Source organism: Pseudomonas sp. OST1909 (assembly GCF_015277575.1).
Taxonomy (GTDB): Bacteria; Pseudomonadota; Gammaproteobacteria; order Pseudomonadales; family Pseudomonadaceae; genus Aquipseudomonas; species Aquipseudomonas synxantha_A.
In genome coordinates this window covers 5,197,984-5,223,747 of sequence record NZ_CP063780.1, presented here as the reverse complement: position 1 = coordinate 5,223,747, position 25,764 = coordinate 5,197,984, and the positions used below count along the sequence as shown (strand labels likewise).

The window sequence follows — 25,764 nt, the reverse complement described above, 5'->3', positions numbered from 1 at the left end:
ATGGCAATCGCTTCAGGTATAAAAAAGGCGACTGGGCCATGGGCCGCAGTCGCCTTTATGCTTGTGGAGAAAGTGCTTACTGCACTTCCACCGCCAGGCTCTCACTGATCTTTTTCTGCCAGATGGCAGGACCGGTGATGTGTACCGATTCGCCTTTGCTATCGACTGCAACGGTGACCGGCATGTCTTTCACGTCGAACTCGTAGATGGCTTCCATGCCCAGCTCGGCGAACGCCACCACGCGGGACTTCTTGATCGCCTGGGCCACCAGGTAGGCGGCGCCGCCCACGGCCATCAGGTACACGGCCTTGTGGTCCTTGATCGCTTCGATAGCGGTAGGGCCGCGCTCGGACTTGCCGATCATGCCCAACAGGCCGGTCTGCTCGAGGATCTGACGGGTGAACTTGTCCATCCGCGTCGCGGTGGTCGGGCCCGCTGGGCCAACCACTTCTTCGCGCACCGGATCAACCGGGCCGACGTAGTAGATAAAGCGGCCCTTGAGGTCCACCGGCAGGGTTTCGCCCTTGTTCAGCATCTCGACCATGCGCTTGTGCGCCGCGTCGCGACCGGTGAGCATCTTGCCGTTGAGCAATACGGTTTCGCCCGGCTTCCAGCTCTGCACTTCTTCCGGGGTCAGGGTATCGAGGTTGACGCGGCGAGCCGATGGGCCGGCTTCCCAGACGATTTCCGGGTAGGCGTCCAGCGATGGCGCTTCCAGCGACGCCGGGCCCGAACCGTCGAGCACGAAGTGCGCGTGACGGGTGGCGGCGCAGTTGGGGATCATGCACACCGGCAGGGAAGCGGCGTGAGTCGGGTAGTCCATGATCTTCACGTCGAGCACGGTGGTCAGGCCACCCAGGCCCTGGGCGCCGATGCCCAGTTGGTTGACCTTCTCGAACAGCTCCAGGCGCATCTCTTCGATACGGTTCTGCGGGCCGCGCTTTTTCAGCTCGTGGATGTCGATGGATTCCATCAACACTTCCTTGGCCATCACCGCGGCTTTCTCGGCAGTGCCGCCGATGCCGATACCGAGCATACCTGGTGGGCACCAGCCGGCACCCATGGTCGGAACGGTCTTGAGCACCCAGTCGACGATCGAGTCGGACGGGTTGAGCATGGCCATTTTCGACTTGTTCTCGGAACCGCCGCCCTTGGCCGCCACGTCCACTTCCACGGTGTTACCCGGGACGATGGAGTAGTGGATCACCGCAGGGGTGTTGTCCTTGGTGTTCTTGCGCGCGCCTGCCGGGTCGGCGAGGATCGAGGCACGCAGAACATTTTCCGGCAGGTTGTAGGCGCGACGCACGCCTTCGTTGATCATGTCGTCCAGGCCCATGGTGGCGCCGTCCCAGCGCACATCCATGCCTACGCGCACGAACACGGTGACGATACCGGTGTCCTGGCAGATCGGGCGATGGCCGGTGGCGCACATGCGCGAGTTGATCAGGATCTGGGCGATGGAGTCACGGGCCGCCGGCGATTCTTCGCGCAGGTAGGCTTCGTGCATGGCCTGGATGAAATCAACGGGGTGGTAGTAGGAAATGAATTGCAGGGCGTCGGCAACGCTCTGAATCAGGTCGTCTTGCTTGATCACGGTCATGAGTCGCGCTCCTCTATAAGGGAACATTCAATAAAGGTGGGCTCAGTGCTGCATCGGTCGGCTGAGCCCACCTTTCCAAGGCACGCCAAAGTGGTGCAGGCGCGACGCTAAAAAGGCGCGGCAGTATAACCCGGCACGGTGGCCGATACACCCGACTATGGTCAAACTGTCGCAGGCATGATTCCCTGTGCGCGCTCCTTATGCTTGAGACCCTGATATGCCTGAACTGTACGTCGGCGAACGCCACTGGTCGGTCACCACCGGCAGCAACCTGCTGGATGCCTTGAATCAGGCAGGTGTGGCCGTGCCCTACAGTTGCCGGGCCGGCAGTTGCCATGCGTGCCTGGTGCGTTGCCAGGGCGAAGTCGACGACCAGCAGCCTGACGCGCTGAGCTCGGCACAACGCCAGGACGGGTGGCGCCTGGCGTGTCAGTGCCGGATCAGCGCTGATCTGAGGGTCGAGGCGTTTGATCCGTTGCGTGATGGCCTGCCTGCGCGGGTGGAGGGTGCCGATTGGTTGAGTCCGACGGTGCTGCGCCTGCGCCTTCAACCTGAGCGTGGCCTGCGGTACAGCGCCGGGCAGCATCTGGTGTTGTGGGCAGGGCAGGTGGCGCGCCCCTATTCCCTGGCGAGCGTGCCCCAGCAGGACCCGTACCTGGAGTTTCATATCGATTGCCGTCAACCCGGGGAATTCAGTGATGCTGCTCGCCACTTCAAGGTCGGTGAGCCGTTACGCCTGGGCGAATTGCGCGGCGGGGCGTTGCACTACGACCCTGACTGGCAAGCCCGGCCCTTGTGGCTGCTGGCCTCCGGCACTGGGCTGGGTCCGTTGTGGGGGGTATTGCGCGAAGCGCTGCGCCAGGAACACCAGGGTGCCATCCGCGTCATTCACCTGGCCCATGATGCCCAGGCTCACTACCTGGCCGAACCCCTGGCGGCGCTGGCCGCGCAGCATCAGAACATTGTGGTGGAGTTATGGACTGCAGATGAGTTGGCCCAGGCATTGGGGCAACTGCGGCTTGCTTCGCGACAAACCCTGGCCTTGGTCTGCGGGCATCCTGCCAGCGTCGAAGCCTTTTCCAAGCGCTTGTTTCTGGCGGGGCTGCCGCGTAATCAACTGCTGGCCGATGTGTTCCTGCCCCGTGGTTGAGTGCTGACTGTCGAGTACAGGCTTTGCGGGTGTACGCGATTAACTGTGGGAGGGGGCTTGCTCCCGATGAGGCCCGACGGTTTAACACCTGAGCCGGCATTTGAAATGCAAAAAGCCCCGCCATTCTCATGGCGGGGCTTTTGTTTTTTCAGCCTGTCACTCAGACCTGTGGGTCGCCCACATGCAGGATCTTCATGCCATTGGTGCCACCGGTGGTGTGGTAGCTGTCGCCCTTGGTCAGGATGACCCAGTCGCCTTTCTCCACGACGCCGCGCTTGACCAATTCGTCGATAGCCTTCTGGCTGACTTCGTTCGGTGCCAGCGACGCCGGGTCGAACGGGATGGTGTATACGCCACGGAACATGGCCGCGCGGGCCTGGGCTTCGCGGTGCGGGGTGAACGCGTAGATCGGCACCGAGGAGCGAATGCGCGACATGATCAACGGCGTGTAGCCACTTTCGGTCAAGGCGATGATCGCTTTAACGCCCGGGAAGTGGTTGGCGGTGTACATGGCTGCCAGGGCGATGCTCTGGTCGCAGCTTTCGAAGACCTTGCCGATGCGGTGGCTGGAGGTCTTGCTGGTCGGGTGCTTTTCGGCGCCGACGCAGATGCGTGCCATGGCCTGGACGGCTTCCAGCGGGTACGGGCCGGCGGCACTTTCAGCCGAGAGCATCACGGCGTCGGTGTAGTCGAGCACGGCGTTGGCCACGTCGGACACTTCGGCGCGGGTCGGCATCGGGTTCTGGATCATCGACTCCATCATCTGGGTCGCGACGATCACCGCCTTGTTGTGGCGGCGTGCGTGCAGGATGATCTTCTTCTGGATACCGATCAGCTCGGCGTCACCGATTTCCACGCCCAGGTCGCCACGGGCAACCATCACGGCGTCGGAAGCCTTGATCAGACCGTCGAGGGTTTCGTCGTCGGCCACGGCTTCGGCACGTTCGATCTTCGCTACCAGCCAGGCGGTACCGCCGGCTTCGTCGCGCAGTTTACGGGCGTATTCCATGTCGGCGGCGTCGCGAGGGAAGGACACCGCGAGGTAGTCGACTTCCATTTCGGCGGCGAGCTTGATGTCGGCCTTGTCTTTTTCAGTCAGGGCCGGTGCTGTCAGGCCGCCACCGCGGCGGTTGATGCCTTTATGGTCGGACAGCGGGCCGCCGATGATCACGGTGCAGTGCAGCTCGGTCGGGGTCGCAGTGTCGACGCGCATGACTACGCGACCGTCGTCCAGCAGCAGTTCGTCACCGACGCCGCAATCCTTGACCAGGTCGGGGTAGTCGATACCGACAACGTCCTGGGTGCCTTCGGTCAGCGGGTGGCTGGTGGAGAAGGTGAACTTGTCACCGATCTTCAGCTCGATCCGCTTGTTGGCGAATTTGGCGATACGGATTTTCGGGCCTTGCAGGTCACCCAGCAATGCGACGAAGCGGCCATGCTTGGCGGCCAGGTCACGCACCAGCTTGGCGCGAGCCTTGTGCTCGTCCGGGGTGCCGTGGGAGAAGTTCAGACGGGCGACGTCCAAACCAGCCAGAATCAGCTGTTCGAGGACTTCCGGCGAGTTGCTGGCCGGGCCAAGGGTGGCGACGATTTTGGTACGACGGACGGACATGCACAGACTCCTGAGTTCAAGCGCTGGGGAAGGCTACTATGCTCTTTCGTTGTAGTCATTGTTCGTTTGCACTACTTATCGACGATTGCCTTTGTTTTTGCTGCAGTTGGATGGGTAAACAGCCTTGAAGATTTTCGCCCGGGGGTCGATACACTGCACAAGACAGGAGAACCCCCATGCGAATTTTGCTTGTTGCTGCCCTGGCCGTCAGTGTTGTCGGCTGTACCCGCTGGTCGATGGACCACCATTTGAACAACGCCTACCGTGCCTATGGGGTGGGCGACTGCGCACGTGTCACCCTGGAGTTGTCCCAGGTCGATCGCGAAAGCCGTACCCGTCGCTATGTGCAACCGGAGGTTTCGATGTTGCGCGGGCAGTGCCTGGAGCGGCAGAAACTGTTTGTCGATGCCGCACAAACCTATCAGTTCATCATCAGTCAATACCCGTCGAGCGAGTACGCCTACCGCGCTCGCGCCCGGCTCGATACCTTGCAGCAGCTGGGGCATTACCAAGGCGGGAGCGCTGTAAAACCACGGCCCGCGTCTTTGTAATGATATTTGTCATTTCATAGCTGGCCCGTCGCCAGTCTTGGGCTATTCTTTGGAGGTCTGTTTGTATAGGTTTCCATTTGAACGGATGCAAGGCCCGGGTTCGGCAGCCGTCTGGTGAAGAGCGGTACCTGTTGTCAAACCGGGATCCAGGGAGAGCGAGCGGTTGCTCGTTCCGAATCACTGGCACAGTCAGACTCTTGGCTATTGGATGGCGACTTTCATCATGTTTACTGCGCGACGGATCGAACGGCATCAATTGCCTTATTTTTTGCAGGTGTTCAACCGTATCACCGACAAACCAATCGGTTTTTTGGGCAATGTGTCTGAAAACGGGCTGATGTTGATCAGCCAATTACCCATGATGATCAATGTGGATTTTGAGCTGTGCCTGAAAGTACCAACGGCACAAGGCGAATTTCAGACGATTGATCTCACAGCGACCTGTTTATGGAGTCATGAGGATGTCAATCCTCAGCACTATGACTCCGGGTTCCGGGTGCAGAATGCACCCGAAGAGTACGGGCAATTGATTGATGCCCTGTTGCAGTACTTCAGCTTTGACCCTCAACAGGCCTCCGTCTGAACACAGCAGTTAGAAAACCCCGGCTTTTTTCCATCCCAGGTAGCGCGTCACCAGCGTGGCGCCCATTTCTGAAGGCAACGTGTCCAATACTGAAAGCCCATGAGCGCTCAAGCGATCATGGAGCTGGTTTCGACTGTTGAGGTAATCGACGGTGCCACTGTAGGCCAGTGCTTCGGGCAATGTTTGCACAGGGGCCTGGCGCAGTTGATCGAGGATTTCCTCTCGCAGGCTGGCTACCAGTACGCGGTGTCGCCTACCGATTCGTTTGACGGCGCTCATCAGCGCTTCATCATCCTCATCCCGCAGGTTTGTGACGATGATCACCAGTGCCCGGCGTTTTTGGCGTGCCAGCAATTGATGGGCGGCAGCCTCATAGTCGGCGGTGTTTCGGGTGGCCTCCAGATCGTAGACAGCATTGAGCAAAGTGTTCAACTGGCCACTGCCCTTGACCGGCTTCAGGTAACGCGGTTGGTCGCTGGCAAAGGTGCACAACCCCACGGCGTCGCCCTGTCGCAGCGCGACGTAGCTCAAGAGCAGGCAGGCGTTGAGGGCGTGGTCGAAATGAGATAACTCGGCATCCTGGCTGCGCATGCGCTGGCCGCAATCGAGCATGAATACAATTTGCTGGTCGCGCTCGTCCTGGTATTCCCGGGCGATCGGTGTGCGTTGGCGGGCGGTGGCCTTCCAGTCGATCTGGCGCAGGCTGTCACCTTCACGAAACTCGCGCAGTTGATGAAACTCCAGGCCTAAACCCCGGCGTTGATGTTGGCGCACGCCCAACTGGCTAAGCCAGTTATCCACACCCAGCAACTGCGCGCCGTACAAGCGGGCGAAATCCGGGTAGACCCGGGTGGCGTCGTGGGTTTCGATGCATCGCCGTGCCGACCACAGCCCCAATGGGCTGGGCAGCCAAAGTTCGCAGCGGCTGAAGCTGAAATGCCCGCGTCGCAAGGGACGAACGCGATAGCCCAACTCGCCGCGCTCGCCAGGGCGCAATTCAATGGATTGAGGCAGGTTATCCACACTCAGGCCATCGGGCACGTGATCGAATACCTGCACGGTCAGCGGCTGAGGATAGTCGTGCTCCAGGCACAGGCGCACTTCTTCCCAGCGCCCCAGCGCCAGGCTGCCGGGCAGTTTCCGGTGGACGCGGGCCGTGGGGCGACGGTGCAAGCGTGCGGCATCCAGCAGCGCCAGCAGCAGCAAAGCCAGGAGCAGGCCCCAGGCCACTGAATGCAAGGTTTCAGGTACCTTGAGCTGCAACGCGACCGAAGCGCCCAACAGGGTGTTCAGGCCAAGCAGCACACCCAGCCAGATCAGGAGCAGACGGGTCGGTTTCATGGGCGTGTCATTGCCTTGGCGCCGCTACTTGATCCAGCAACTGCTTGAGCACCTGATCCACCTCCAGGCCGTCGATGTCCAGTTCCGGCGCAATGCGTACCCGATGCCGCAGCACTGCCAGGGCACAGCCCTTGATGTCATCGGGTGTCACGAATTCTGCACCACGCAACAGAGCCCGGGCGCGGCCGCCGCGTACCAGGGCGATAGAGGCCCTGGGCCCGGCACCGATGGTCAGTCCTGGCCAACTGCGTGTGGCGCGCGCCAGGCGCACAGCGTAATCGAGCACCTGTTCATCCAGGGGCACGTCACTGGCGATCTGCTGCATCAGCACCACATCCTCGGCTTGCAGCACGGTGCGCAACGGCTGTACATCCAGCATGTCTGCCCTGGATGAGCGCGTCACTTCGCGGACCATGTCCAGTTCTTGTTGGGCGTCGGGGTAGTCCATGCGGACCTTGAGCATGAACCGGTCCAACTCGGCCTCGGGCAACGGGTAGGTGCCTTCCTGCTCGATGGGGTTTTGGGTCGCCAGCACCATGAAGGGCTCGCCGATGGGCAATGCCTCGCCCTCAAGGGTGACTTGGCGTTCCTGCATGGCTTCGAGCAACGCTGCCTGGGTCTTGGCCGGGGCGCGATTGATTTCGTCGGCCAGCAACAGGTGGGTAAACAATGGCCCCTTGCGCAGCTTGAACTGTTCGGTCTGCAGGTCGTACACGGCGTGGCCAGTGACATCGCTGGGCATCAGGTCCGGGGTGAACTGGATACGGGCGAAATCACCGCCAAAGCATCGGGCCAGGGCACGTACCAGCAAGGTCTTGCCGAGCCCGGGTACGCCTTCGAGCAGTACATGGCCGCCTGCGATCAAGGCGGTGAGCACATCGTCAATCACCTGATCCTGGCCAATCACTGCCTTGCGCAATTCCACACGCAGGGCCTGGGCTTGCTGGCTGGCACGTTGCAGGTTCTCGGCGGTCAGGGCGGTGACCATTGGAGAGTCGCTCATAAGGCATTCCTGAGGGTTTGCAGGCACGCAACCTGTCGGCTGAAGTCGGCGCTGGAGAGCCGTTTCTGCGTCAGTGGTTCGAGCGCCTGGCTGATGATATGAGGGGGTTGTCGCGTCAGGTGTTCCAGCACCTGCCACTGCTCTGCTGTATCGAGATGCTCAAAGCCTGGATGGCGTCGCCGGGCGGCGCGCAGGATGTCGTGCTGCAAGGCTTGCAGCAAGGTGCCCTGGCCGCTGCGGCGCAGCAGGAAATCGGCGCTGGCCTTCAAATGTTCCTGGAGCTGCCGACGTGCCTTGGGCGCCGGTGCCTGGATCGGGCCCTGGCGCATGGCGGCCTGCCATAGCGCCAGGGCAACCAGTGCCGCAAGGGCGACGAGGGCTTGTGGGAAATATCGAATCAACAGGGTAAACAGATCGTCCGTTTCACTGTTGAACAGCAAGGTGACGTCAGTCTCCTGGGTCAGGTACCACAGCAACCAGGCGTTATCGTGTTGACCGATGCTCGGGGTTTTCCACAGGTCGCTATCGGTAATCACAGTGACGCGGCCGTGCCCCAGGTTGAGTTGCATCAGGTGGCTTGAATGGGCGCTGTTGGCGGAAAACTGCGCCAGGTGTTTGGGGTCGATGAGGTTGAAGTCGGTGTCAAAACTGAAATACGCCGGGGCGGTTTCGTTGTCGACATAAAGCCTGGTCAAGTCTGCCGCAGGCTTTTTACGGGCAGGCGCCGGTTCGTCGAAGGTTTCGCTCAAAGCCTGGTGGATATCAAGGCGATCAAGCAGCAGGTCGCCGCTCTTGCTGGTCTCCTCGTCCCACAATGCCTCGGCGACCAGCAGCAAGTGCCCGCCGGCGTTTGTCCAACCCAGCAGTTGCTCGACCTGGCGCGGGGTCATGTTGCTGCGTTCCCCCAGCAGCAACAGGCTATGACCTTTGGCGGGTAGGTCCGCGAGCCGTTCAAGGCCGTTGGCGCGTTCCACCACCAGGCCTTGCTGGTGCAGGAAATGCTCGGCAGCCAGATAAGGATTGGCGAGTGCATCCGGCGATGGGCCGCGGTCCACCACTTCGTCATAGGGGATTGCCTTGTGCCAGGCGTACAAGCCACCCACGCCCAGCAGGCATACCAGCAGCAGTGCCACCCACAATAATGGCCGGTTCATTGGCTGGCTCCGTCATTGAACAGAGCGCGCCAATCGCTGCACAGCTTTTGTTGGGTCGAGGAGGGCGGCAGGCGATGACCATAGGCGAGGTTTTGCCAGTGACGCGTCAGTTCGTCACTGAAAGCCAGCAACTGCGGTTGTTGCAAGTGTCGAACGCGCTCCAGCACCTGGCCTTCGGTGTCGGCGCTTTTGAGCGGCAGGTCGAATTCATGCAGTAGCCGGCTGAGCAGGCCGCGATACAGCAGGCCAAGGGCTTGCCTTGGCTGAGTGGGCCATAGTTGTTCGGCGGCACTGGCGATATCTTGCGGCAATGTATCGAGCCCCAGCTCCAGCCCGAACAACTGAGCGGGGGTAGGGGTGGCGGTTGCAGGGCGGGCGCGCCGGCTGCGGCTGACAAAGGTGCGTAGCCACTCACGGTAACGCCACACCACCAGGGCCAGCCCACCAATCACCAGGCTCCACAATAGTATTTCCAGGGTTTTGGCGAGGGGTTTGAAGGTGTCGCTGTTGAGATTGTCGAGTAAGGCCTGGAGCCAACCGGGTAATTTACCGTCGCCACGGGCTGTGCTTTTAACCGGTGTTTTTTCTTCACCAAACCGATAACGGGTGACGGTTTCCGGGTTCTTGAAGGGCGGCTTGTCCAGCAGTGCCTTGATGGACTGACTGGCAGCCTGGGTATTGAGTGGCTTATGGCCCGTTGATTCATCGGCCATGGCGGGTGGGCTGAACGGTATGAGCGTCAGCCCGACGACCAGCAACAACAGCGACGCGGCACTGCTCAGGCGCTGACGCAAACGGCGGAATACCAACTCCAGGTCCCAGGCTTCCAGAGCCGTACGACGATTGAGGTACAGGCTGAAACCACAGGCAACGTAGATGGGTTCCCAGAACACCAGGATCAGCGCGTAAAAGGCATTGCCCAGGTGCTCCAGCCACAGCACGTTCGGGCTGGTTGCCAGTGCCAGGCGTTGCCAGTCCCAATCCATTTCCAGCTGCTGCGGGATGAATAAATAGAACAGCGCCATGGCGCCGAACCACAGGCCGATTTCCAGGTGTACGCCGATAATGGTCAGCCAGCGGGCGGCACCAGCGTTACGTTGCAGCAATATCCCCAGGCGCTGTTGCCGCGCCTGACCCTCGAGGCCTTCAAGTTGACTTACCGGCAACGTAAAGCTGCGGCTCATGCTCAGGCGTCGCCAGGTCAGGCTGGCGAACAGTTGCCCCTTGAGCAGTTGCGGCCACTGGCGAATGGCCTGTTTGAGACGGGGGGGGTCGCCAAACAGGGCTTTGGAAAGAATGTACAGCGGCAAGCGGTCAAAGGCCGGCTTGAGCCACCAGAACAGAAACATGGCCAGCGACGGGTAATTCCACAGCAGTACGGTCAGCGAGATAAACACCGGCAGGCTCACCATCGCCCAACTGCCCATCAGCAGCAAACGATGTTCCCTGGCCATCAGTACGCCCAGGTCCATGGCTTCCCAGGAAGTACGCGGGCGAATCACCACGCTGGCGTCAGTCAGGCGCATGGCGATTCCGTCCGGCGAAGATCAGGTAAACGGCCACCAGCAGCCAGAGCGCGGTGCCTACCAGGTATTTGAGCCAGGGCTCGATGTGGGTGGTGGAGGACCAATAGGCTTCGATGAACGCCGCGATCAGCAGAAACACCATGACGCCGCAAAGTATCCGCACACTTTTGTGGGCTGCCAGGCGCAAGGCTTCGCTGCGTGCCAGCCGCCCGGGAGCGATCAGTGACCAACCCAATTGCAAACCCGCGGCACCGGCCAGCGCAATGGCGCTCAATTCGAATGCGCCATGACCGATGACGAATGACCAGAAGGTTTGACCATAGCCAATGTCGGTCAGGTGCCCTGAGACCGCGCCGATGACCAAACCGTTGAAAATCAGGAAGAACACGCTGCCCAGGCCAAACAACAGGCCGGCGGCAAACGTCTGGAAGGCGATGCCGATGTTGTGCATCACGTAATAGCCAAACATCATCCAGTCCTCGCTGGCTGCACGCTCGGCGGCGCGCCCCAGACGACTGGCGGCGGGGTCGTACATGCCCTGCATCTCGGCCACCTGTTGGGCGCTGACGATGCTGTAGATAAGGTCGGGGAACAGGTAGACCAGCAGTGCAATGCCCACCAGGCTGCCGAAGAACAGCAGACCGGAGATCAGTACGAAGCGCCACTGTTCACGTACCAGGCATGGGAAATCGGCGAGCAGGAACGCCAGCATCTTGGCCGCCAGTTGGCTGCGATGGCGATACAACTGTTGATGGCCGCGCAGCGCCAGTTGCTGCAGCCGGTCTACCAGGTAGCTGCTGTAGCCACGCTGTTGGGCCAGGGCCAGGTGTTGGCACAGGCGTCGATACTGGTGAGGGAAGTCAGCCACTCCGCCAGCCTTGGCTTTGCCTTGCTCCAACTGCTCAAGTTGTTGCGCGAAGGTTTGCCATTGCTGCTGGTGGCGGCTTTCAAAAAGACTCTGCTTCATGTCGGCCCCAATAAGCCACGGGCCACACCGTTGAGTTGCTCCACGGCGCGTGCCGGAGGCACTTGCAGGGGCGTGGCGAGGATCGCCGCCAGTTCATGCACGCGTTCGGCAGACAGCTCGGCCTGGCGCTCGGCAAAACCGAGGATGGCCCGCTGTTCGCTCAACTCCAGTGCAAAGGGCAGCCGCAGCGCGGCGGCTTGAGGGATACGCGGGCGCACCAGCGGTAGTTCGCGGTAGACCACCAGTGTACCGGCGGCCAGATCGCCCAGACGCTTGAAGTGCGGGTGTTGCAGGCAGCTGATCGCACCGAGGAAGTAACCAAAAGGCAGCATGTCGACAAAGCGCAGCAGGTTGCGGATCAGCGACGCCGACCAGCCAATCGGGGTGCCGTCATCCTGCACCACTCGCAGGCCCATGACCTGCTTGCCCGGCGAGCAGCCCTGGTTGAGCACTTCAAACAGCACCATGTACCACCAGCTCACCAGGAACAGCAGAAGCGACCCCAGCCCGAGGCCAATATTGCCCAGCAGCGCCAGGGGCACCAGCAGGATGCCCATGATGATGCCACGCACACCCAGGTCGAATGCAAAGGCCAATGCCCGGGATGGCAGGCCGGCAGGGCGCAAGGGCAGGTCGATCCCCTCCGGGGTCTCGATTTGGTAATGGGTATCCAAAGGAGCTGGCGGCATTGCGATCCCTGGCAGTGCAAAGCGGTTAGGAGACACGGATGCTAGCAGTGTCGACGCTGGAAGCAACCATTCAAGGTTTTACTGGATATTTATACAGTAAAGGTATCGCTGGCCCCAGACACCTTGCAGCGCCTAGACTTTGTCGGTCTTCAGCACAGGAATAGCCCGTGACCTCGATTTTCTGGTACGACTATGAAACCACCGGCATCAACCCGCGCAACGATCGCCCGCTCCAGGTTGCCGGTATTCGCACCGATCTCGAACTCAACGAGGTCGGCGAGCCGATCAATCTTTATTGTCAGCCCGGCGACGATATTCTGCCCCATCCGGCTGCGTGCGCGATCACCGGTATCACGCCAGGCGTCCTGGCACAGAAGGGCCTTGCCGAAGCCGACTTCATGACCCGGGTGCACGCCGAGTTGGCCGCGCCAGGCACCTGCGGCGCCGGTTACAACACGCTGCGGTTTGACGATGAAATGACGCGCTACAGCCTGTACCGCAATTTTTTCGATCCTTACGCGCGCGAGTGGCAGGGCGGTAACAGCCGTTGGGATTTGATCGACGTGATGCGCACTGCCTACGCGCTGCGGCCGGAGGGTATTATCTGGCCTGAGCAGGACGGGCGCGTGACGCTCAAGCTGGAGCGGCTGACCCACGCCAATGGTATCGACCATGGTCAGGCACACGATGCGTTATCTGATGTGCGTGCAACCATCGCCCTGGCGCGATTGGTTCGGCAAAAGCAACCCAGGCTGTACGAGTGGTTATTTCAACTGCGCAGCAAGCAGCGAGTTATGGATGAGGTGCGGTTGTTGCAACCAATGGTGCATATCTCCGGGCGTTTTTCCGCCGAGCGCCATTACCTGGGCGTGGTCTTGCCCCTGGCCTGGCACCCGCGCAACCGCAATGCGTTGATCGTCTGCGACCTTGGGCTCGACCCACAGGGGTTGCTGGAGCTGGATGCACAGACCTTGCGCGAGCGCCTCTATACGCGCCGTGATGAGTTGGCGGACGGTGAACTGCCGGTGCCCCTCAAGTTGTTGCATATCAACCGCTGCCCGGTGGTAGCACCGTTGAAGGTGTTGCGTGCGCAAGATCGCGAGCGTCTGCAATTGGATATGAGCACCTATCAGGCGCGGGCGCTGCGGCTAACTGACGCACAGGAAGTTTGGCGCGACAAGTTGGCGGCCATTTATGCCGAGGAGGACTTTGCCTCGAATGCAGACCCGGAGCAGCAGCTCTACGATGGCTTTATTGGCGATCGGGATCGCCGGTTATGTGAACAAGTTCGCATGGCAGAGCCCGCTCAATTAGCACATCAATCGTGGCCGTTCGATGATCATCGTTTGCCGGAATTATTATTTCGCTATCGTGCACGTAACTTCCCTGAAACCTTGAATACAGAGGAGCAACAACGCTGGAGACTTTTCTGTCAGCAACGTTTGTCAGATCCGCAGTGGGGAGCACCGAATACCCTGATGGCATTTAAGCAGGCGCGCAAGGAGTTGGCGCTTAGTGCCACCTCATTTCAGTGCCAGGTGCTGGATCAATGGCAGGAGTATGCCGATTCTTTAGCGGCCCGCCTGAGCCTGTAGGCTGGTAATTGCTGAGTATTCAGACAATAAAAAACGCCAGCAAGCTGGCGTTTTTAATGTGTAGCGTATCGGGTGAACGTCCGACCAGGCTTAGCCCAGCAGAGTCGCCCAACCTTCAACTACGTCACCGCCCCACTTGGCTTTCCACTCTTTCAGAGTTTTGTGGTTGCCACCTTTGGTTTCAATCACTTCGCCGTTGTGCGGGTTTTTGTATTGCTTGACTTTGCGAGCACGCTTGGTGCCAGTAGTTTTTACAGCGCCGCGCGGCGCTTTAACTTTCGATTCTGGATCCAGCAGCGCGATGATGTCACGCAGGGATTTGGAGTATTCACCCATCAGGGTGCGCAGTTTGCCTTCGAATTCCAGCTCGGTTTGCAGCTTGTCGTCTTGGGACAGGTTCTTCAAACGGGCTTGCAGCTCTTTGATTGCTTCTTCGGTGGCGCGGTATTCGTTGATCAGGGACATGTGGACTACCTTATGTAGAACGCTGATTGACAGGGTGAGTGGCCTAATAATAGTCAGGCAATTTCACCAAGTAAACATTTAAGAAGATATTTATGTGAAGCAGATTGAATGTTTGTGGCAAAGCGATGCAAAAGTGTTAATTGGCAGCCGTTACGTCGAAAGATAAATACCTTAATTTTTCGCTAACTGTCTGGGCGTACCGTTGTACGGTCATATAGCGATGGTAAAGCCTTACGCTATTAAGGGCTGTTGCCACCAGGCGGCTGCAGAATAAGGCGCAAGGAATACTGCAGTTTTTCTGCGCAATCGCTAGAATAGCGGCCTTTGCGAAGTTCTGGAGTTTCCCCCTAATGCGCACTTTTCGGCTGGTGATTGCTTGCCCGGACCGGGTTGGCATCGTTGCCAAGGTCAGTAACTTTCTGGCTTCCCACAATGGTTGGATCACCGAGGCGAGCCATCACTCGGACGATCTCAGCGGTTGGTTTTTCATGCGTCACGAAATTCGTGCCGATACGCTGCCCTTTGGCCTGGAAGCTTTCCGCGAGGCGTTTGCGCCCATCGCTGAAGAGTTTTCGATGACCTGGCACATCACCGACACGGAACAGAAAAAACGCGTGGTGCTGATGGCCAGCCGCGAATCCCACTGCCTGGCAGATCTGCTGCACCGTTGGCACAGCGATGAGCTGGACTGCGAGATCGCCTGCGTGATCTCCAACCATGACGACCTGCGCAGCATGGTCGAGTGGCATGGCATCCCGTACTACCACGTACCGGTCAACCCGCAGGACAAGGAGCCGGCATTCGCCGAGGTGTCGCGCCTGGTCAAGCAGCACGAAGCGGATGTGGTGGTGCTGGCGCGCTATATGCAGATCCTGCCACCTGAACTGTGCCGCGAATACGCCGGCAAGGTGATCAATATCCATCACAGTTTCTTGCCATCGTTTGTTGGGGCCAAGCCGTATCACCAGGCTTCCCTGCGCGGCGTGAAATTGATTGGTGCGACGTGCCACTACGTCACCGAAGAGCTGGACGCCGGCCCGATCATCGAGCAGGACGTGGTGCGTGTCAGCCACAGTGACAGCATCGAAGACATGGTGCGGTTTGGCCGGGACGTCGAGAAGATGGTGCTGGCCCGTGGCCTGCGTTACCACTTGGAAGATCGGGTATTGGTACACGGCAACAAGACCGTGGTGTTCTGATCGTTCGGGTTTGGTTGAATAAGCAGGGGCCTGGGAGTAAAACTCCTCAGGCCCTTTTTTATTCCTGCTATCAAGGAGGCATCTATGACCGATCCACTCGATAAAGCCACCTCCAGGGCGCCCGCTACGGTGGGCGAGGGTTGTCTGAGTCGCTACGACCCGCAGGCGCTGGGCGCCGAGGATGGTACTGAGTTTCCCGATGCGGCCCGTTTGTGGGAACAGCTGCAGGCGCAGGACGAGCCGCCTGTCGGCCCTGTAAAAGACGCTTGAGCAGCGGCTTGCCGACCATCAGCACAAAGACCGGGGCGCCGGCCAGCAGATAGAAGTAATAGGTGACCGCCCGCCAGATCAGGATTGCCGCTGCCGCAGTGGACTTGCCGACCATGGGGGCCAGTAAGGCCGCTGATGTCAGCTCTGCTGCTCCCGCCCCGCCCGGCAACAGACTGAACTGCCCCGCCGTCAGGGACAGCATCTGGATCAGGAAGCTCAAGGCCCACTGCACATCCCCGCCCAAACCGCGCAGCGCCAGGTACAACACGCTGTAGCGCAACAACCAATGCAGGCTGGTCAGCGCGAACACTCCGAGCAACAAGGGCCAGGGTAATTTCAGTGTGGCAGTGAACGCCGCGAGAAAACGCAGCAACCTGCGAGCCCAGCGCCGACGGGCGGGGGCCCTTACCCTAATGGCCTTGAGCATCGCGCCGGCCAGGCGAATCAGCCGACGATGAAAACGCACCACCGCCAGGCCACTGATGATCCCGCCGATCATCGATATGACACTGAGCCCCAGCAACCATTCCAGGCGCGGGTTGAGGCTATGGAACAGCGCATACAAAACGATTCCCGCCAAGGCGCACAGAAAAAACAGCAAATCGCTCAACTGGTCCATGGCGAATACCGCGCTCGCACGGGCAGGGCGTATGCCATTGCGCGCCAGCAACGCCATCAGGGTCAGCGGTCCGCCGCTGCCGCCGGGCGTGGCGCACATGGCGAACTCGGTCGATATCACTGCCCCCAGGCTTTTGAGCCGTCCCAGTTGGCTGCCTTGCTCGCCCAGCAACAGGCGCAGACGCAGGCTGTTGATCAGCCAGCAGCCGATAATCATGGCAAACATCCCCACTAGTTGGGGTAAGGGAAACTGCCGCAGGCGCGTAACCGTTTCGCCGCCGCCCAGCCATACGGGTATCAACAGTGCGACCAAGAGGGCCAACAGCAGCCAGATCAGTCGGCCCATGACTGCGTCTTCAGCCAGGCGGCCTTGGTGTGGGGGCGACGACCCGCGTTGAGCAGGCGTTGCAGGGTTTGCAGCCAATAACGACGGGAAAACTCGTGGCGCATGTCCACCGGGTGCAATCCCAATCGGATCAACGGGGCCTCGCGCCAGCGCTGTTCGCGCCGGTCGCTGAGCACTTTGGACAGCCTGCGGCGCCAGGCGCTGCGGGCGCTCCAGACCAGACCCGGGGCATCGATAGGGGTGAAGTCAGGCAGGCGATAAAGATGCTGCGGGTCGCTGGTGTAGCAAAGCGGTAACTGGCGCAACGCCTGGCGGGTGCCTTCGCTCATCAACCAGGCCGGGGCGACAAAGCCGTGCAACGGCCAGTCATTGCGCTGGAATATTTCGATGCCGGCAGTAAGACGCCGCAACGCCTCGGCCTCGGACAACTGGTAAAACTCGCCTTCATGGGTGTAGATGCGCCGCATGAACCACTCTTTCGGCGAACGCGGCGCAGGTTGGTCGTCGCAGTGGTAATAGCCGTGCAAGGCGAGTTCGTCGCCCTTGGCGATGCGGCTGTCGAGCAGTTGGCGAAAATCGCGGTGGGCTGCCAGGGCATCATGGTGATGGAAGTCTGGCACCACCAGCCAGGTGATGGGCACGTTGCCCAAGGCATCGACGGCCTCGACAAAAGGCCGGTAGTCGGCCCAGGTGCTCGGTGCCACGTCGTGCAGCACCAGCATCAGCGCAGGTTCAGCCATGGGCGAGCATCGGCTTGTGACTGCCCAGCACCGCGTGGTAATGCCCCAGCAGGCTGTCGACCACCGTGTCCCACGCGTAATGCTGCTCGACATGGCGCCGAGCCTGGGCGCCCAAACGCCGGCTGTCGGTGCTGAACAGTTCGCGCACCGAATCGGCCATCGCCTTGGGGTCGTTGGGGGCACACAGCAGGCCACAGCGCTCATCGACAATCTCGGTAAAGGCCCCGGCCGCGACGGCGACGACCGGGATGCCACTGGCCATGGCTTCCAGAATCACCAGGCCGAAGGTTTCCTGGTCGCCGCCATGCAACAAGGCGTCGGCGCTGGCCATCAGGCGGGCAACATGGTGGGCGGGGCGGAAACCATCTATCACAGTGACATTGTCCGGCACGCTGGCTGGCATACCGGAGCCCACCAGCAACAAGTGGTAGCCCTCGCCCAGGCGCTTCATGCAGTTGAGCAGTACCGGCAGGTTCTTCTCCTTGGAACCGCGTCCGGCGAAGATCAACAGCCGCGTATCCTCGCCAATCCCCAGTTCGGCGCGCAGGCCGGGGTCGCGCACATCCGGGGTGAAGGTGTGCAGGTCAACCCCCAGAGGTTGGACGAAGACGTTTTTTACCCCGAGTCCACTGAGTTTTTCGGCCATTACCTGGCTGGGGGCGAGCACCCGGTCAAAATTCCCATAGAGTTTGCTGACATAGGCTTCAACGTTGGGAGTAAACCAGGGACCCATGCGGTTGCTCACCAGCAGCGGCAGGTCGGAGTGGTAGAAGCCGATGACCGGCACATCCAACTGACGTCGGGCGTCCAGCGCGGCCCAGGCGGTCAGGTACGGATCGCCGACTTCGATCAGATCGGGCTGTAAGTCGTGCAGGACATTTCGCCAGGGCGCCAAGCGAAGGGGGAAGCGATAACCCTTGCCGAAGGGCAGGGCAGGCGCCGGCACTTTGAAGATCCCGTCCTGTTCGCTCAAGTGCGCGCCGGGGATCAACAGGCTATGGCGAATCCCGGGCTTGAGCGCCAGACGTCGATGCTTGGCATCGAGGTAAGTGCGTACGCCACCGCTTGCCGGGGCGTAGAACATGGTTATGTCAGCGATATGCACGATGAACATCCCTCCGATCCATTGCTCTCCCTAGATGGACCTGAGGTAAGGATAGATGTTCGGTTTAGATTCGCAGGATGAAGGTGGCGGGAGCGGACAAATGCACTGTGTAGGAGCGAGCAAGCTCGCTCCTACAGGTGGATTAAGGTGGGGGACCTCAGATCCGGAAGCTACCCACCAATTGCTTCAGGCGCGAGGCCTGTTGTTCCAGATCCGAGCAGGCGCGCAGCGTCGATTGCAGGTTTTCCACCCCTTCCTGATTGAGGGTGTTGATCTCGGTGATGTCCATGTTGATCGACTCCACTACCGAGGTCTGTTCTTCAGTGGCGGTGGCGACCGACTGGTTCATACCGTCGATCTCGCCAATGCGCTGGGTCACGCTGTTCAAGCGCTCACCGGCCAAGTTGGCGATTTCCACGCTGTCCAGGCTGTGACGCTGGCTTTCACTCATGGTACTGACCGAATCGCGCGCGCCCACTTGTAGCTCCTCGATCATCGTTTGCACCTGTTGCGCCGATTCCTGAGTGCGATGGGCCAGGTTGCGCACTTCATCGGCCACTACCGCAAAGCCACGCCCGGCTTCCCCGGCGCGCGCCGCTTCGATAGCGGCGTTGAGCGCCAGCAGGTTGGTTTGCTGGGAGATGCTGGTGATCACTTCGAGGATCTGGCCGATATTCACTGTCTTGTTGTTAAGTGCTTCGATATTGCTGCTGGAGGCGCTGATCATGCTCGATAACTGCGTCATTGCCTTGATATTGCGCTCAACCACTTGCTGGCCGTCTTCAGCCAAATGTCGGGCGTCGCTGGCCTGATTGGAGGCTTGCGCAGCGTTGCGCGCGATCTCTTGGGCGGCGGCACCGAGTTGGTTGATGGCGGCGGCGACGCTGTTGGTGCGGTTGGCCTGTTCGTCGGAGTTGACCATCGACGAGTTGGAGGCGCTGACCACGCGCAGCGCCACTTCATTGACCTGCTCGGTGGCTGACGACACTTCGCGAATCGAGGTGTGGATGCGCTCGACGAAGCGGTTGAAGGCCGTACCCAGGGTGCCGAACTCATCGTTGTTCTGGATGATCAGGCGCCGGGTCAGGTCGCCCTCGCCGTCGGCGATGTCCTGCATGGCCCGGGTCATCAGGTGCAGCGGTTGCAGCAGCACGCGGATCAACATGCCCAGCAAGGCGATGATGATCACCACCGCGATAATCGTGGCGATCACGGCTGATGTGCGGAACTCACTGAGCATGGCGAACGACTTGGCTTTATCCACCGAAACACCCAGGTACCAGTTCACCGATGGCAGACCCTTGATCGGGGTAAACGTCACGATGTTGGTTTTGCCGTTGGCTTGTACTTCGCTGAAGTCGCTGCTGATCTTCGGCGTGTCCTTTGGATACACGTCAGCCAGGGTCTTCATCACCAGGTTTTTGTCCGGATGCACCAGCACCTTGCCGTCGGCACTGACCAGGAAGGCATAGCCCATGCCGCCAAAATCCAGCGCGCCAATGTTATCCACCAGGGTTTGCAGGCTCAGGTCGCCGCCTACCACACCGACACTTTGGCCGCCCTTGGCGCTGGGGGTGGCCACGGAGATGATCAGTTGCCCGGTGGCCGCGTCTATATAAGGTTCGGTCAGGGTTGAGCCATTGCTGGCCTGGGCGCCTTTGTACCAGGGGCGAACACGCGGGTCGAAACCGTCGGGCATCTTGGTGTCTGGGCGAATGGTGAAGGTGCCCTGGCTGTCACCCACGTAGGTCGCCATGAACGAAGACGTCAGCGCTTTCTGTTCCAGCAGGCCGGCAACCACGGACGGTTCAGGGTTGATGGCAATGTTTTGCGCAGCGTTTTCCACCAGGGCGATACGCCCGGTGAGCCAGGTCTGGATATTGCTGGCGGTAACGTCGCCCATTTCGTGCAGGTAGTTATTGAGGTCGTCACGAATCGCATTGCGCTGCAGGTAGTCGTTGTAAAGGGTAAACAACGCGAAGGCGGCGATGACGATAAGGGAGGCTGCAAGCAGGATCTTGTGGCTGAAGCGCAGATTTTTATTCATGGCTTGTAGGGTCCGCTAAGGTCTTAATATCCGAGGCGCGTCCTATAGGGGAGGCGCAAAATGGCAGCGTTAAAAAAGGTGTGGTATTTCTGGTGATAGCTCCGTTGGTCCATATCGGAATTATCTGACCATTTTTTAGTCTTTGTCGGGCTTACATCCGTCTATATCGACCTCGCGGCACTAAAGATTAACCATAGGTGACGAAATGCCTGACTCCACACAACTGCTTATCGGTGCCGGCCTTGACGGCCAGCCCATCGCCCAGTCCATGCGCCTGGCCAACCGTCACGGGTTGATCGCCGGCGCCACCGGCACCGGCAAGACCGTCACCTTGCAGCGCCTGGCCGAAGCCTTCAGTGATGCGGGCGTGGCGGTGTTCGCCGCCGACATCAAGGGCGACCTCTGTGGCCTGGGCGCCGCCGCCAACCCTCAGGGCAAAGTGGCCGAGCGCATTGCCGGTATGCCGTTCCTGGATTACACGGCCCAGGCGTATCCGGTCACCCTGTGGGATATCCACGGGCAGTCCGGTCATCCGCTGCGCACCACCATCAGCGAAATGGGCCCGTTGCTGCTCGGCAGCTTGTTGGAGCTGACTGACAGCCAGCAATCGGCGCTCTATGCGACCTTCAAGGTGGCCGACCGCGAAGGTCTGTTGCTGCTGGACCTCAAGGATCTCAAGGCACTGCTCAATCACCTGCGCTATCACCCGGAGCTGCTGGGTGACGACGCGGCGTTGATGACCACCGGTTCCAGCCAGGCGCTGTTGCGGCGCCTGGCGGTGCTGGAGCAGCAGGGCGCCGAAGCCTTGTTTGGCGAGCCGGCCCTGCAACTGGAAGATATTCTGCAACCGGCCAGCGATGGCCGCGGGCGCATTCATCTGCTCGATGCCAGCCGGCTCGTGCATGAAGCGCCGAAGGTCTACGCGACCTTCCTGTTGTGGCTGCTGGCAGAGTTGTTCGAGCAATTGCCGGAGCGTGGCGATGCCGACAAACCGCTGCTGGCGCTGTTTTTCGACGAGGCGCATTTGCTGTTCGCGGATACGCCAAAAGCCTTGCAGGAACGTCTGGAGCAAGTCGTACGCTTGATCCGCTCCAAAGGCGTCGGCGTGTACTTTGTCACCCAATCGCCGGGCGACTTGCCGGATACGGTGCTGGCGCAACTGGGTTTGCGCATTCAGCATGGTTTGCGTGCGTTCACCGCCAAAGAGCAGAAATCCCTGCGGGCGGTGGCCGACGGTTTCCGGCCCAACCGGACCTTCGATACCTTATCGGTGCTCACAGAGTTGGGGACGGGTGAGGCGTTGGTGGGAACCTTGCAGGAAAAGGGCACCCCGGAAGTCGTCCAGCGCGTACTGGTTGCTCCGCCGCAATCGCGGATCGGACCGCTCAGCGCAGCAGAGCGTGCGGCATTGGTCGCCAGTTCGCCGCTGTTGGGCCGCTATGACAAGCCGGTTGACCGGGAGTCGGCCTATGAAGTGCTGATGGCTCGCAAGGAACTTGGGCCCACCGAGGAAACCGCACCGACCGCCGAAGAACCGAGCTTTACCGACAAGGCCGGTGCATTCCTGGGGACTACTGCCGGCAAGGCGCTGAAGTCAGCCATGCAGCAGGCGGCCAATCAAATGGGGCGCCAGTTGGTGCGTGGCCTGTTGGGCTCGTTGCTGGGCGGCAGCAAACGCAAGTAGTGTTCAGGCTTTGGGCCGGGCATGGGCGGCCAGCCGTTCCAGGGCTGCGCGCAAGCCTGGGTCGCTGATCCCTTCGGCGGTTGCCTGGAGGGTTTCGGCCGCATTTTCCGACAGGTCCATCGTATGCCCCACTGCGCCTTGCGGCACGGTGGGCGGCTGTACCTTGAACTGAATGCGCGTCAAACCGGCGAACTCATCAAAGACCATCAACTGGCGCTGCAAGCGTTTTTGCTGATAGCGCAAGCGTGTGGCCCAATGGCCATCAGTGACAATTAATAGCAGATTGCCTTCTCGCCAGGACGCCACATGACAATGCTCACGTGCGGCCGGTTGCAACTGGCTTTCAAGCAGGCGCTGCAAACGGCCCAAGCGTTGCGCATGGCCAAAGATGGCTTTCAACGGCTTGGCTTCGCGAAGCAACACGCCGGGAGCGCGGGCTGTAAGAGGGCGAAATGCCATGTTTAGACACCTTAGGTAACAGAGCGGTTATCTTACCAGAAAGCGCCGGTACGCCCCGCAGCCATGCGTTGGCTGGGCTTTACCCATGAAATCAATAAGTAACTTCTGCGCTCTATGGGTTGAAGTTCGCGCAAAAGCCCTTATTTTAAACAAGCCCTCTCATAGCGCCGCGCCTGCATCGGGAAACAACGTTACTTTCCTCACCCACGATTCCGGGTAGAATGCGCGTTCGCAATGCGGCCGTGAGGGCTGCTCGGGCCACTCACGGTGCGCCCTCCATCCCTATGTGTGGAAGAACCTGCCGATATGTTTGCGCCTTTGTTAAAGAAACTTTTTGGAAGCAAGAATGAGCGCGAAGTCAAACGCATGCTCAAGACGGTGCAGCTGGTCAATGCCTTCGAGGAGCAGATGGTTGCTCTGTCGGACGAGCAATTGCGCGCCAAGACCCAAGAGTTCAAGGCCCGCATAGCCAAAGGTGAAACCCTCGACAAGCTGCTGCCCGAAGCCTTCGCGGTCGCCCGCGAAGCCGGTAAGCGCGTTATGGGCATGCGCCACTTCGACGTCCAGTTGATCGGCGGCATGACCTTGCATGAAGGCATGATTGCCGAAATGCGTACCGGTGAAGGCAAGACCCTGGTGGCAACCCTGGGCGTTTACCTCAACGCACTGTCCGGCAAGGGCGTGCACGTTGTGACGGTGAACGACTACCTGGCCCGCCGGGACGCCAACTGGATGCGCCCGCTGTATGAATTCCTCGGCCTGACCGTCGGCGTGGTAACGCCGTTCCAACCGCCGGAAGAGAAGCGCGCTGCCTACGCCGCCGATATCACCTACGGCACCAACAACGAATTCGGTTTCGACTACCTGCGCGACAACATGGCGTTCAGCATGGAAGAAAAATTCCAGCGTGAACTCAACTTTGCCGTGATCGACGAAGTCGACTCCATCCTCATCGACGAAGCCCGTACGCCGCTGATCATCTCCGGCCAGGCCGAAGACAGCTCGCGCCTGTACACCGAGATCAACAAGTTGATCCCGCGCCTGGAGCAGCACATCGAGGAAGTCGAAGGCGTGGTGACCAAAGAAGGTCACTTCACCATCGACGAGAAGACCCGCCAGGTCGAACTCAACGAAGCCGGTCACCAGTTCGTCGAAGAGATGCTGACCCAGATCGGCGAGCTGGCCGAGGGTGAAAGCCTGTACTCGGCGCACAACCTGGGCCTGTTGACCCACGTGTATGCTGGCCTGCGCGCCCACAAGCTGTTCCATCGCAACGTCGAATACATCGTGCAGGACGGCCAGGTCGTGCTGGTTGACGAACACACCGGTCGTACCATGCCCGGTCGCCGTCTGTCCGAAGGCCTGCACCAGGCCATCGAAGCGAAGGAGCACCTCAACATCCAGGCCGAAAGCCAGACGTTGGCGTCCACCACCTTCCAGAACTACTTCCGTCTGTACAACAAACTGTCCGGCATGACCGGTACGGCCGACACCGAAGCGTTCGAGTTCCACCAGATCTACAACCTGGCCGTGATGGTCATCCCGCCGAACAAACCGTTGGCGCGTAAAGACTACAACGACCTGGTGTTCCTGACTGCCGAAGAGAAATACGCGGCGATCATCAATGACATCAAGGATGGCATGGCCAAGGGCCGCCCGATCCTGGTGGGTACCGCCACCATCGAGACCTCCGAGCACGTGTCCAACCTGCTCAACAAGGAAGGCATCGAGCACAAGGTACTCAACGCCAAGTTCCACGAAAAAGAAGCCGAGATCATCGCCCAGGCCGGTCGCCCAGGCGCACTGACCATCGCCACCAACATGGCCGGTCGTGGTACCGACATCCTGTTGGGCGGTAACTGGGAAGTGGAAGTGGCCTCGCTCGACAACCCGACCCCTGAGCAGATCGCCCAGATCAAGGCTGACTGGCAGAAGCGCCACCAGGCCGTGCTGGAATCCGGTGGCTTGCAGGTGATCGCCTCCGAGCGTCACGAATCGCGCCGTATCGACAACCAGCTGCGTGGCCGTGCCGGCCGTCAGGGTGACGCCGGTTCCAGCCGTTTCTACCTGTCGCTGGAAGACAGCCTGATGCGCATCTTCGCCTCCGATCGGGTGAAGAACTTCATGAAGGCCCTGGGCATGCAGTCCGGTGAAGCAATCGAGCACCGCATGGTGACCAACGCCATCGAGAAAGCCCAGCGCAAGGTCGAAGGCCGCAACTTCGACATTCGCAAGCAACTGCTCGAGTTCGATGACGTCAACAACGAACAGCGTAAAGTGATTTATCACATGCGTAACACGTTGCTGGCCGCCGACAATATTGGCGAGACCATCGCTGACTTCCGTCAGGACGTGCTCAACGCTACCGTCAGCGCCCATATCCCGCCACAGTCCCTGCCTGAGCAGTGGGATGTTGCCGGCCTGGAAGCCGCGTTGAAGAGCGACTTCGGTGTCGACTTGCCGGTTCAGCAATGGCTGGACGAAGACGACCACCTGTACGAAGAAACCCTGCGCGAAAAACTGATGGCCGAACTGCTGGCCGCGTACAACGAGAAAGAAGAGCAGGCGAGTGCCGAAGCATTGCGCACCTTCGAGAAGCAAATCGTGCTGCGCGTGCTGGACGACCTGTGGAAAGACCACCTGTCGACCATGGACCACCTGCGTCACGGCATCCACCTGCGCGGTTACGCCCAGAAGAACCCGAAGCAGGAGTACAAGCGCGAGTCGTTCACGCTGTTCTCCGAGCTGCTGGATTCGATCAAGCGCGATTCGATTCGCGTGCTGTCCCACGTTCAGGTGCGTCGCGAAGACCCGATCGAGGAAGAGGCACGCCTGCGTCAGGAAGCCGAGGCACTGGCTGCGCGCATGCAGTTCCAGCATGACGAGGCTCCGGGCCTGGAAGCGCCTGAAGCGTTGGGTGAAGAGGTCGACGTGGCCCTGGCTCAAAGCCCGGTTCGCAATGATCAGAAACTGGGCCGCAACGAGCTGTGCTTCTGCGGTTCGGGCAAGAAATACAAACACTGCCACGGCCAGATCGAATAAGATTTTCGCCTGACGCTG

General features: G+C 60.3%; 21 protein-coding genes. 7 read left to right on the top strand and 14 right to left on the bottom strand.

Annotation, left to right across the window (positions count from 1 at the left end; genetic code table 11):
- Positions 1 to 76: 76 nt before the first annotated feature.
- The gene (locus IH404_RS22705; protein WP_005790979.1) at positions 77 to 1,600 is read right to left on the bottom strand and encodes a fumarate hydratase; all 1,524 of its coding nucleotides are present in this window, start codon (positions 1,598 to 1,600) and stop codon (positions 77 to 79) included.
- A 217-nt stretch (positions 1,601 to 1,817) separates the two neighbouring features.
- Between IH404_RS22705 and IH404_RS22700 the strand changes: the two genes are divergently transcribed.
- Positions 1,818 to 2,750, top strand: coding sequence for an iron-sulfur-binding ferredoxin reductase (locus IH404_RS22700; protein ID WP_194439099.1), 933 nt, complete (start codon positions 1,818 to 1,820; stop codon positions 2,748 to 2,750).
- A gap of 160 nt (positions 2,751 to 2,910) precedes the next feature.
- Here IH404_RS22700 and pyk read toward each other — a convergent pair whose 3' ends face one another.
- Positions 2,911 to 4,362 carry a pyruvate kinase gene (gene pyk / locus IH404_RS22695; RefSeq protein ID WP_005790976.1) on the bottom strand — a complete coding sequence of 484 codons (1,452 nt, stop codon included), beginning with the start codon at positions 4,360 to 4,362 and terminating at the stop codon, positions 2,911 to 2,913.
- 176 nt (positions 4,363 to 4,538) lie between these two features.
- Here pyk and IH404_RS22690 point away from each other — a divergent pair, with 176 nt between their 5' ends.
- Both IH404_RS22690 and IH404_RS22685 read left to right on the top strand, forming a co-directional pair.
- Entirely contained in the window at positions 4,539 to 4,913 is a 375-nt protein-coding gene (locus IH404_RS22690; RefSeq protein ID WP_005790974.1) for a hypothetical protein, read from the top strand.
- Between the two features lie 223 nt (positions 4,914 to 5,136).
- Positions 5,137 to 5,496 (top strand): PilZ domain-containing protein, encoded by a 360-nt coding sequence (locus IH404_RS22685; protein ID WP_005790973.1) that lies wholly within the window; start codon positions 5,137 to 5,139, stop codon positions 5,494 to 5,496.
- Between the two features lie 9 nt (positions 5,497 to 5,505).
- Here IH404_RS22685 and IH404_RS22680 read toward each other — a convergent pair whose 3' ends face one another.
- The 6 genes from IH404_RS22680 to IH404_RS22655 are packed head-to-tail and all read right to left on the bottom strand — an operon-like array spanning position 5,506 to position 12,176.
- Positions 5,506 to 6,837 (bottom strand): DUF58 domain-containing protein, encoded by a 1,332-nt coding sequence (locus tag IH404_RS22680; RefSeq protein WP_194439097.1) that lies wholly within the window; start codon positions 6,835 to 6,837, stop codon positions 5,506 to 5,508.
- 7 nt (positions 6,838 to 6,844) lie between these two features.
- Positions 6,845 to 7,840 carry a MoxR family ATPase gene (locus IH404_RS22675; protein WP_194439095.1) on the bottom strand — a complete coding sequence of 332 codons (996 nt, stop codon included), beginning with the start codon at positions 7,838 to 7,840 and terminating at the stop codon, positions 6,845 to 6,847.
- Positions 7,837 to 8,994, bottom strand: a complete 1,158-nt coding sequence (locus IH404_RS22670) for a DUF4350 domain-containing protein (protein WP_005790968.1) — start codon at positions 8,992 to 8,994, stop codon at positions 7,837 to 7,839. Before IH404_RS22670 ends, IH404_RS22675 begins: the two co-directional genes overlap by 4 nt.
- A complete protein-coding gene (locus IH404_RS22665) occupies positions 8,991 to 10,520 on the bottom strand; it encodes a DUF4129 domain-containing protein (RefSeq protein WP_194439094.1) in 1,530 nt (509 codons plus the stop codon). Before IH404_RS22665 ends, IH404_RS22670 begins: the two co-directional genes overlap by 4 nt.
- A complete protein-coding gene (locus IH404_RS22660; RefSeq protein WP_005790967.1) occupies positions 10,507 to 11,487 on the bottom strand; it encodes a stage II sporulation protein M in 981 nt (326 codons plus the stop codon). Before IH404_RS22660 ends, IH404_RS22665 begins: the two co-directional genes overlap by 14 nt.
- Positions 11,484 to 12,176: an RDD family protein gene (locus IH404_RS22655; RefSeq protein ID WP_005790966.1), complete on the bottom strand. Its 693-nt coding sequence runs from the start codon at positions 12,174 to 12,176 to the stop codon at positions 11,484 to 11,486. The genes IH404_RS22660 and IH404_RS22655 overlap by 4 nt, the downstream gene beginning before the upstream one ends.
- Positions 12,177 to 12,343: 167 nt before the next feature.
- On the opposite strand from IH404_RS22655, the gene sbcB reads away from it, so the two are divergent.
- On the top strand, positions 12,344 to 13,771 hold the full coding sequence (gene sbcB, locus IH404_RS22650; protein WP_194439092.1) for an exodeoxyribonuclease I: 1,428 nt from the start codon (positions 12,344 to 12,346) through the stop codon (positions 13,769 to 13,771).
- 90 nt (positions 13,772 to 13,861) lie between these two features.
- Here sbcB and mvaT read toward each other — a convergent pair whose 3' ends face one another.
- On the bottom strand, positions 13,862 to 14,236 hold the full coding sequence (gene mvaT, locus IH404_RS22645; RefSeq protein WP_005790963.1) for a histone-like nucleoid-structuring protein MvaT: 375 nt from the start codon (positions 14,234 to 14,236) through the stop codon (positions 13,862 to 13,864).
- Between the two features lie 350 nt (positions 14,237 to 14,586).
- Here mvaT and purU point away from each other — a divergent pair, with 350 nt between their 5' ends.
- A complete protein-coding gene (gene purU, locus IH404_RS22640) occupies positions 14,587 to 15,435 on the top strand; it encodes a formyltetrahydrofolate deformylase (RefSeq protein WP_005790961.1) in 849 nt (282 codons plus the stop codon).
- A 124-nt stretch (positions 15,436 to 15,559) separates the two neighbouring features.
- Here purU and IH404_RS22635 read toward each other — a convergent pair whose 3' ends face one another.
- The 4 genes from IH404_RS22635 to IH404_RS22620 all read right to left on the bottom strand — a co-directional run bounded on the left by IH404_RS22635 (position 15,560) and on the right by IH404_RS22620 (position 20,561).
- Positions 15,560 to 16,669: a lysylphosphatidylglycerol synthase transmembrane domain-containing protein gene (locus IH404_RS22635; protein WP_194439090.1), complete on the bottom strand. Its 1,110-nt coding sequence runs from the start codon at positions 16,667 to 16,669 to the stop codon at positions 15,560 to 15,562.
- A complete protein-coding gene (locus tag IH404_RS22630; RefSeq protein ID WP_032879686.1) occupies positions 16,657 to 17,409 on the bottom strand; it encodes a polysaccharide deacetylase family protein in 753 nt (250 codons plus the stop codon). The genes IH404_RS22635 and IH404_RS22630 overlap by 13 nt, the downstream gene beginning before the upstream one ends.
- Positions 17,402 to 18,523 (bottom strand): glycosyltransferase family 1 protein, encoded by a 1,122-nt coding sequence (locus tag IH404_RS22625; protein ID WP_194439089.1) that lies wholly within the window; start codon positions 18,521 to 18,523, stop codon positions 17,402 to 17,404. The genes IH404_RS22630 and IH404_RS22625 overlap by 8 nt, the downstream gene beginning before the upstream one ends.
- A gap of 148 nt (positions 18,524 to 18,671) precedes the next feature.
- Complete coding sequence (locus IH404_RS22620; protein WP_194439087.1) at positions 18,672 to 20,561, bottom strand: methyl-accepting chemotaxis protein; 1,890 nt, start codon at positions 20,559 to 20,561, stop codon at positions 18,672 to 18,674.
- A 205-nt stretch (positions 20,562 to 20,766) separates the two neighbouring features.
- On the opposite strand from IH404_RS22620, the gene IH404_RS22615 reads away from it, so the two are divergent.
- Complete coding sequence (locus tag IH404_RS22615) at positions 20,767 to 22,245, top strand: helicase HerA-like domain-containing protein (RefSeq protein WP_194439085.1); 1,479 nt, start codon at positions 20,767 to 20,769, stop codon at positions 22,243 to 22,245.
- A gap of 3 nt (positions 22,246 to 22,248) precedes the next feature.
- Here IH404_RS22615 and IH404_RS22610 read toward each other — a convergent pair whose 3' ends face one another.
- The gene (locus IH404_RS22610; protein ID WP_005790949.1) at positions 22,249 to 22,704 is read right to left on the bottom strand and encodes a DciA family protein; all 456 of its coding nucleotides are present in this window, start codon (positions 22,702 to 22,704) and stop codon (positions 22,249 to 22,251) included.
- 306 nt (positions 22,705 to 23,010) lie between these two features.
- Here IH404_RS22610 and secA point away from each other — a divergent pair, with 306 nt between their 5' ends.
- Positions 23,011 to 25,746: a preprotein translocase subunit SecA gene (gene secA / locus IH404_RS22605; RefSeq protein ID WP_005790947.1), complete on the top strand. Its 2,736-nt coding sequence runs from the start codon at positions 23,011 to 23,013 to the stop codon at positions 25,744 to 25,746.
- Positions 25,747 to 25,764: the final 18 nt, after the last annotated feature.

Excerpts from the sequence above, each read along its gene's own strand:
- IH404_RS22655 (WP_005790966.1), bottom strand. The coding sequence starts at position 12,176 with ATGCCGCCAGCTCCTTTGGATACCCATTACCAAATCGAGACCCCGGAG.
- IH404_RS22705 (WP_005790979.1), bottom strand. The coding sequence starts at position 1,600 with ATGACCGTGATCAAGCAAGACGACCTGATTCAGAGCGTTGCCGACGCC.
- IH404_RS22660 (WP_005790967.1), bottom strand. The coding sequence starts at position 11,487 with ATGAAGCAGAGTCTTTTTGAAAGCCGCCACCAGCAGCAATGGCAAACC.
- mvaT (WP_005790963.1), bottom strand. The coding sequence starts at position 14,236 with ATGTCCCTGATCAACGAATACCGCGCCACCGAAGAAGCAATCAAAGAG.
- purU (WP_005790961.1), top strand. The coding sequence starts at position 14,587 with ATGCGCACTTTTCGGCTGGTGATTGCTTGCCCGGACCGGGTTGGCATC.
- IH404_RS22630 (WP_032879686.1), bottom strand. The coding sequence starts at position 17,409 with ATGGCTGAACCTGCGCTGATGCTGGTGCTGCACGACGTGGCACCGAGC.
- IH404_RS22625 (WP_194439089.1), bottom strand. The coding sequence starts at position 18,523 with ATGTTCATCGTGCATATCGCTGACATAACCATGTTCTACGCCCCGGCA.
- secA (WP_005790947.1), top strand. The coding sequence starts at position 23,011 with ATGTTTGCGCCTTTGTTAAAGAAACTTTTTGGAAGCAAGAATGAGCGC.
- IH404_RS22620 (WP_194439087.1), bottom strand. The coding sequence starts at position 20,561 with ATGAATAAAAATCTGCGCTTCAGCCACAAGATCCTGCTTGCAGCCTCC.
- IH404_RS22675 (WP_194439095.1), bottom strand. The coding sequence starts at position 7,840 with ATGAGCGACTCTCCAATGGTCACCGCCCTGACCGCCGAGAACCTGCAA.
- IH404_RS22610 (WP_005790949.1), bottom strand. The coding sequence starts at position 22,704 with ATGGCATTTCGCCCTCTTACAGCCCGCGCTCCCGGCGTGTTGCTTCGC.
- pyk (WP_005790976.1), bottom strand. The coding sequence starts at position 4,362 with ATGTCCGTCCGTCGTACCAAAATCGTCGCCACCCTTGGCCCGGCCAGC.
- IH404_RS22680 (WP_194439097.1), bottom strand. The coding sequence starts at position 6,837 with ATGAAACCGACCCGTCTGCTCCTGATCTGGCTGGGTGTGCTGCTTGGC.
- IH404_RS22690 (WP_005790974.1), top strand. The coding sequence starts at position 4,539 with ATGCGAATTTTGCTTGTTGCTGCCCTGGCCGTCAGTGTTGTCGGCTGT.
- IH404_RS22685 (WP_005790973.1), top strand. The coding sequence starts at position 5,137 with ATGTTTACTGCGCGACGGATCGAACGGCATCAATTGCCTTATTTTTTG.
- IH404_RS22635 (WP_194439090.1), bottom strand. The coding sequence starts at position 16,669 with ATGGGCCGACTGATCTGGCTGCTGTTGGCCCTCTTGGTCGCACTGTTG.
- IH404_RS22615 (WP_194439085.1), top strand. The coding sequence starts at position 20,767 with ATGCCTGACTCCACACAACTGCTTATCGGTGCCGGCCTTGACGGCCAG.
- IH404_RS22665 (WP_194439094.1), bottom strand. The coding sequence starts at position 10,520 with ATGCGCCTGACTGACGCCAGCGTGGTGATTCGCCCGCGTACTTCCTGG.
- IH404_RS22670 (WP_005790968.1), bottom strand. The coding sequence starts at position 8,994 with ATGAACCGGCCATTATTGTGGGTGGCACTGCTGCTGGTATGCCTGCTG.
- IH404_RS22700 (WP_194439099.1), top strand. The coding sequence starts at position 1,818 with ATGCCTGAACTGTACGTCGGCGAACGCCACTGGTCGGTCACCACCGGC.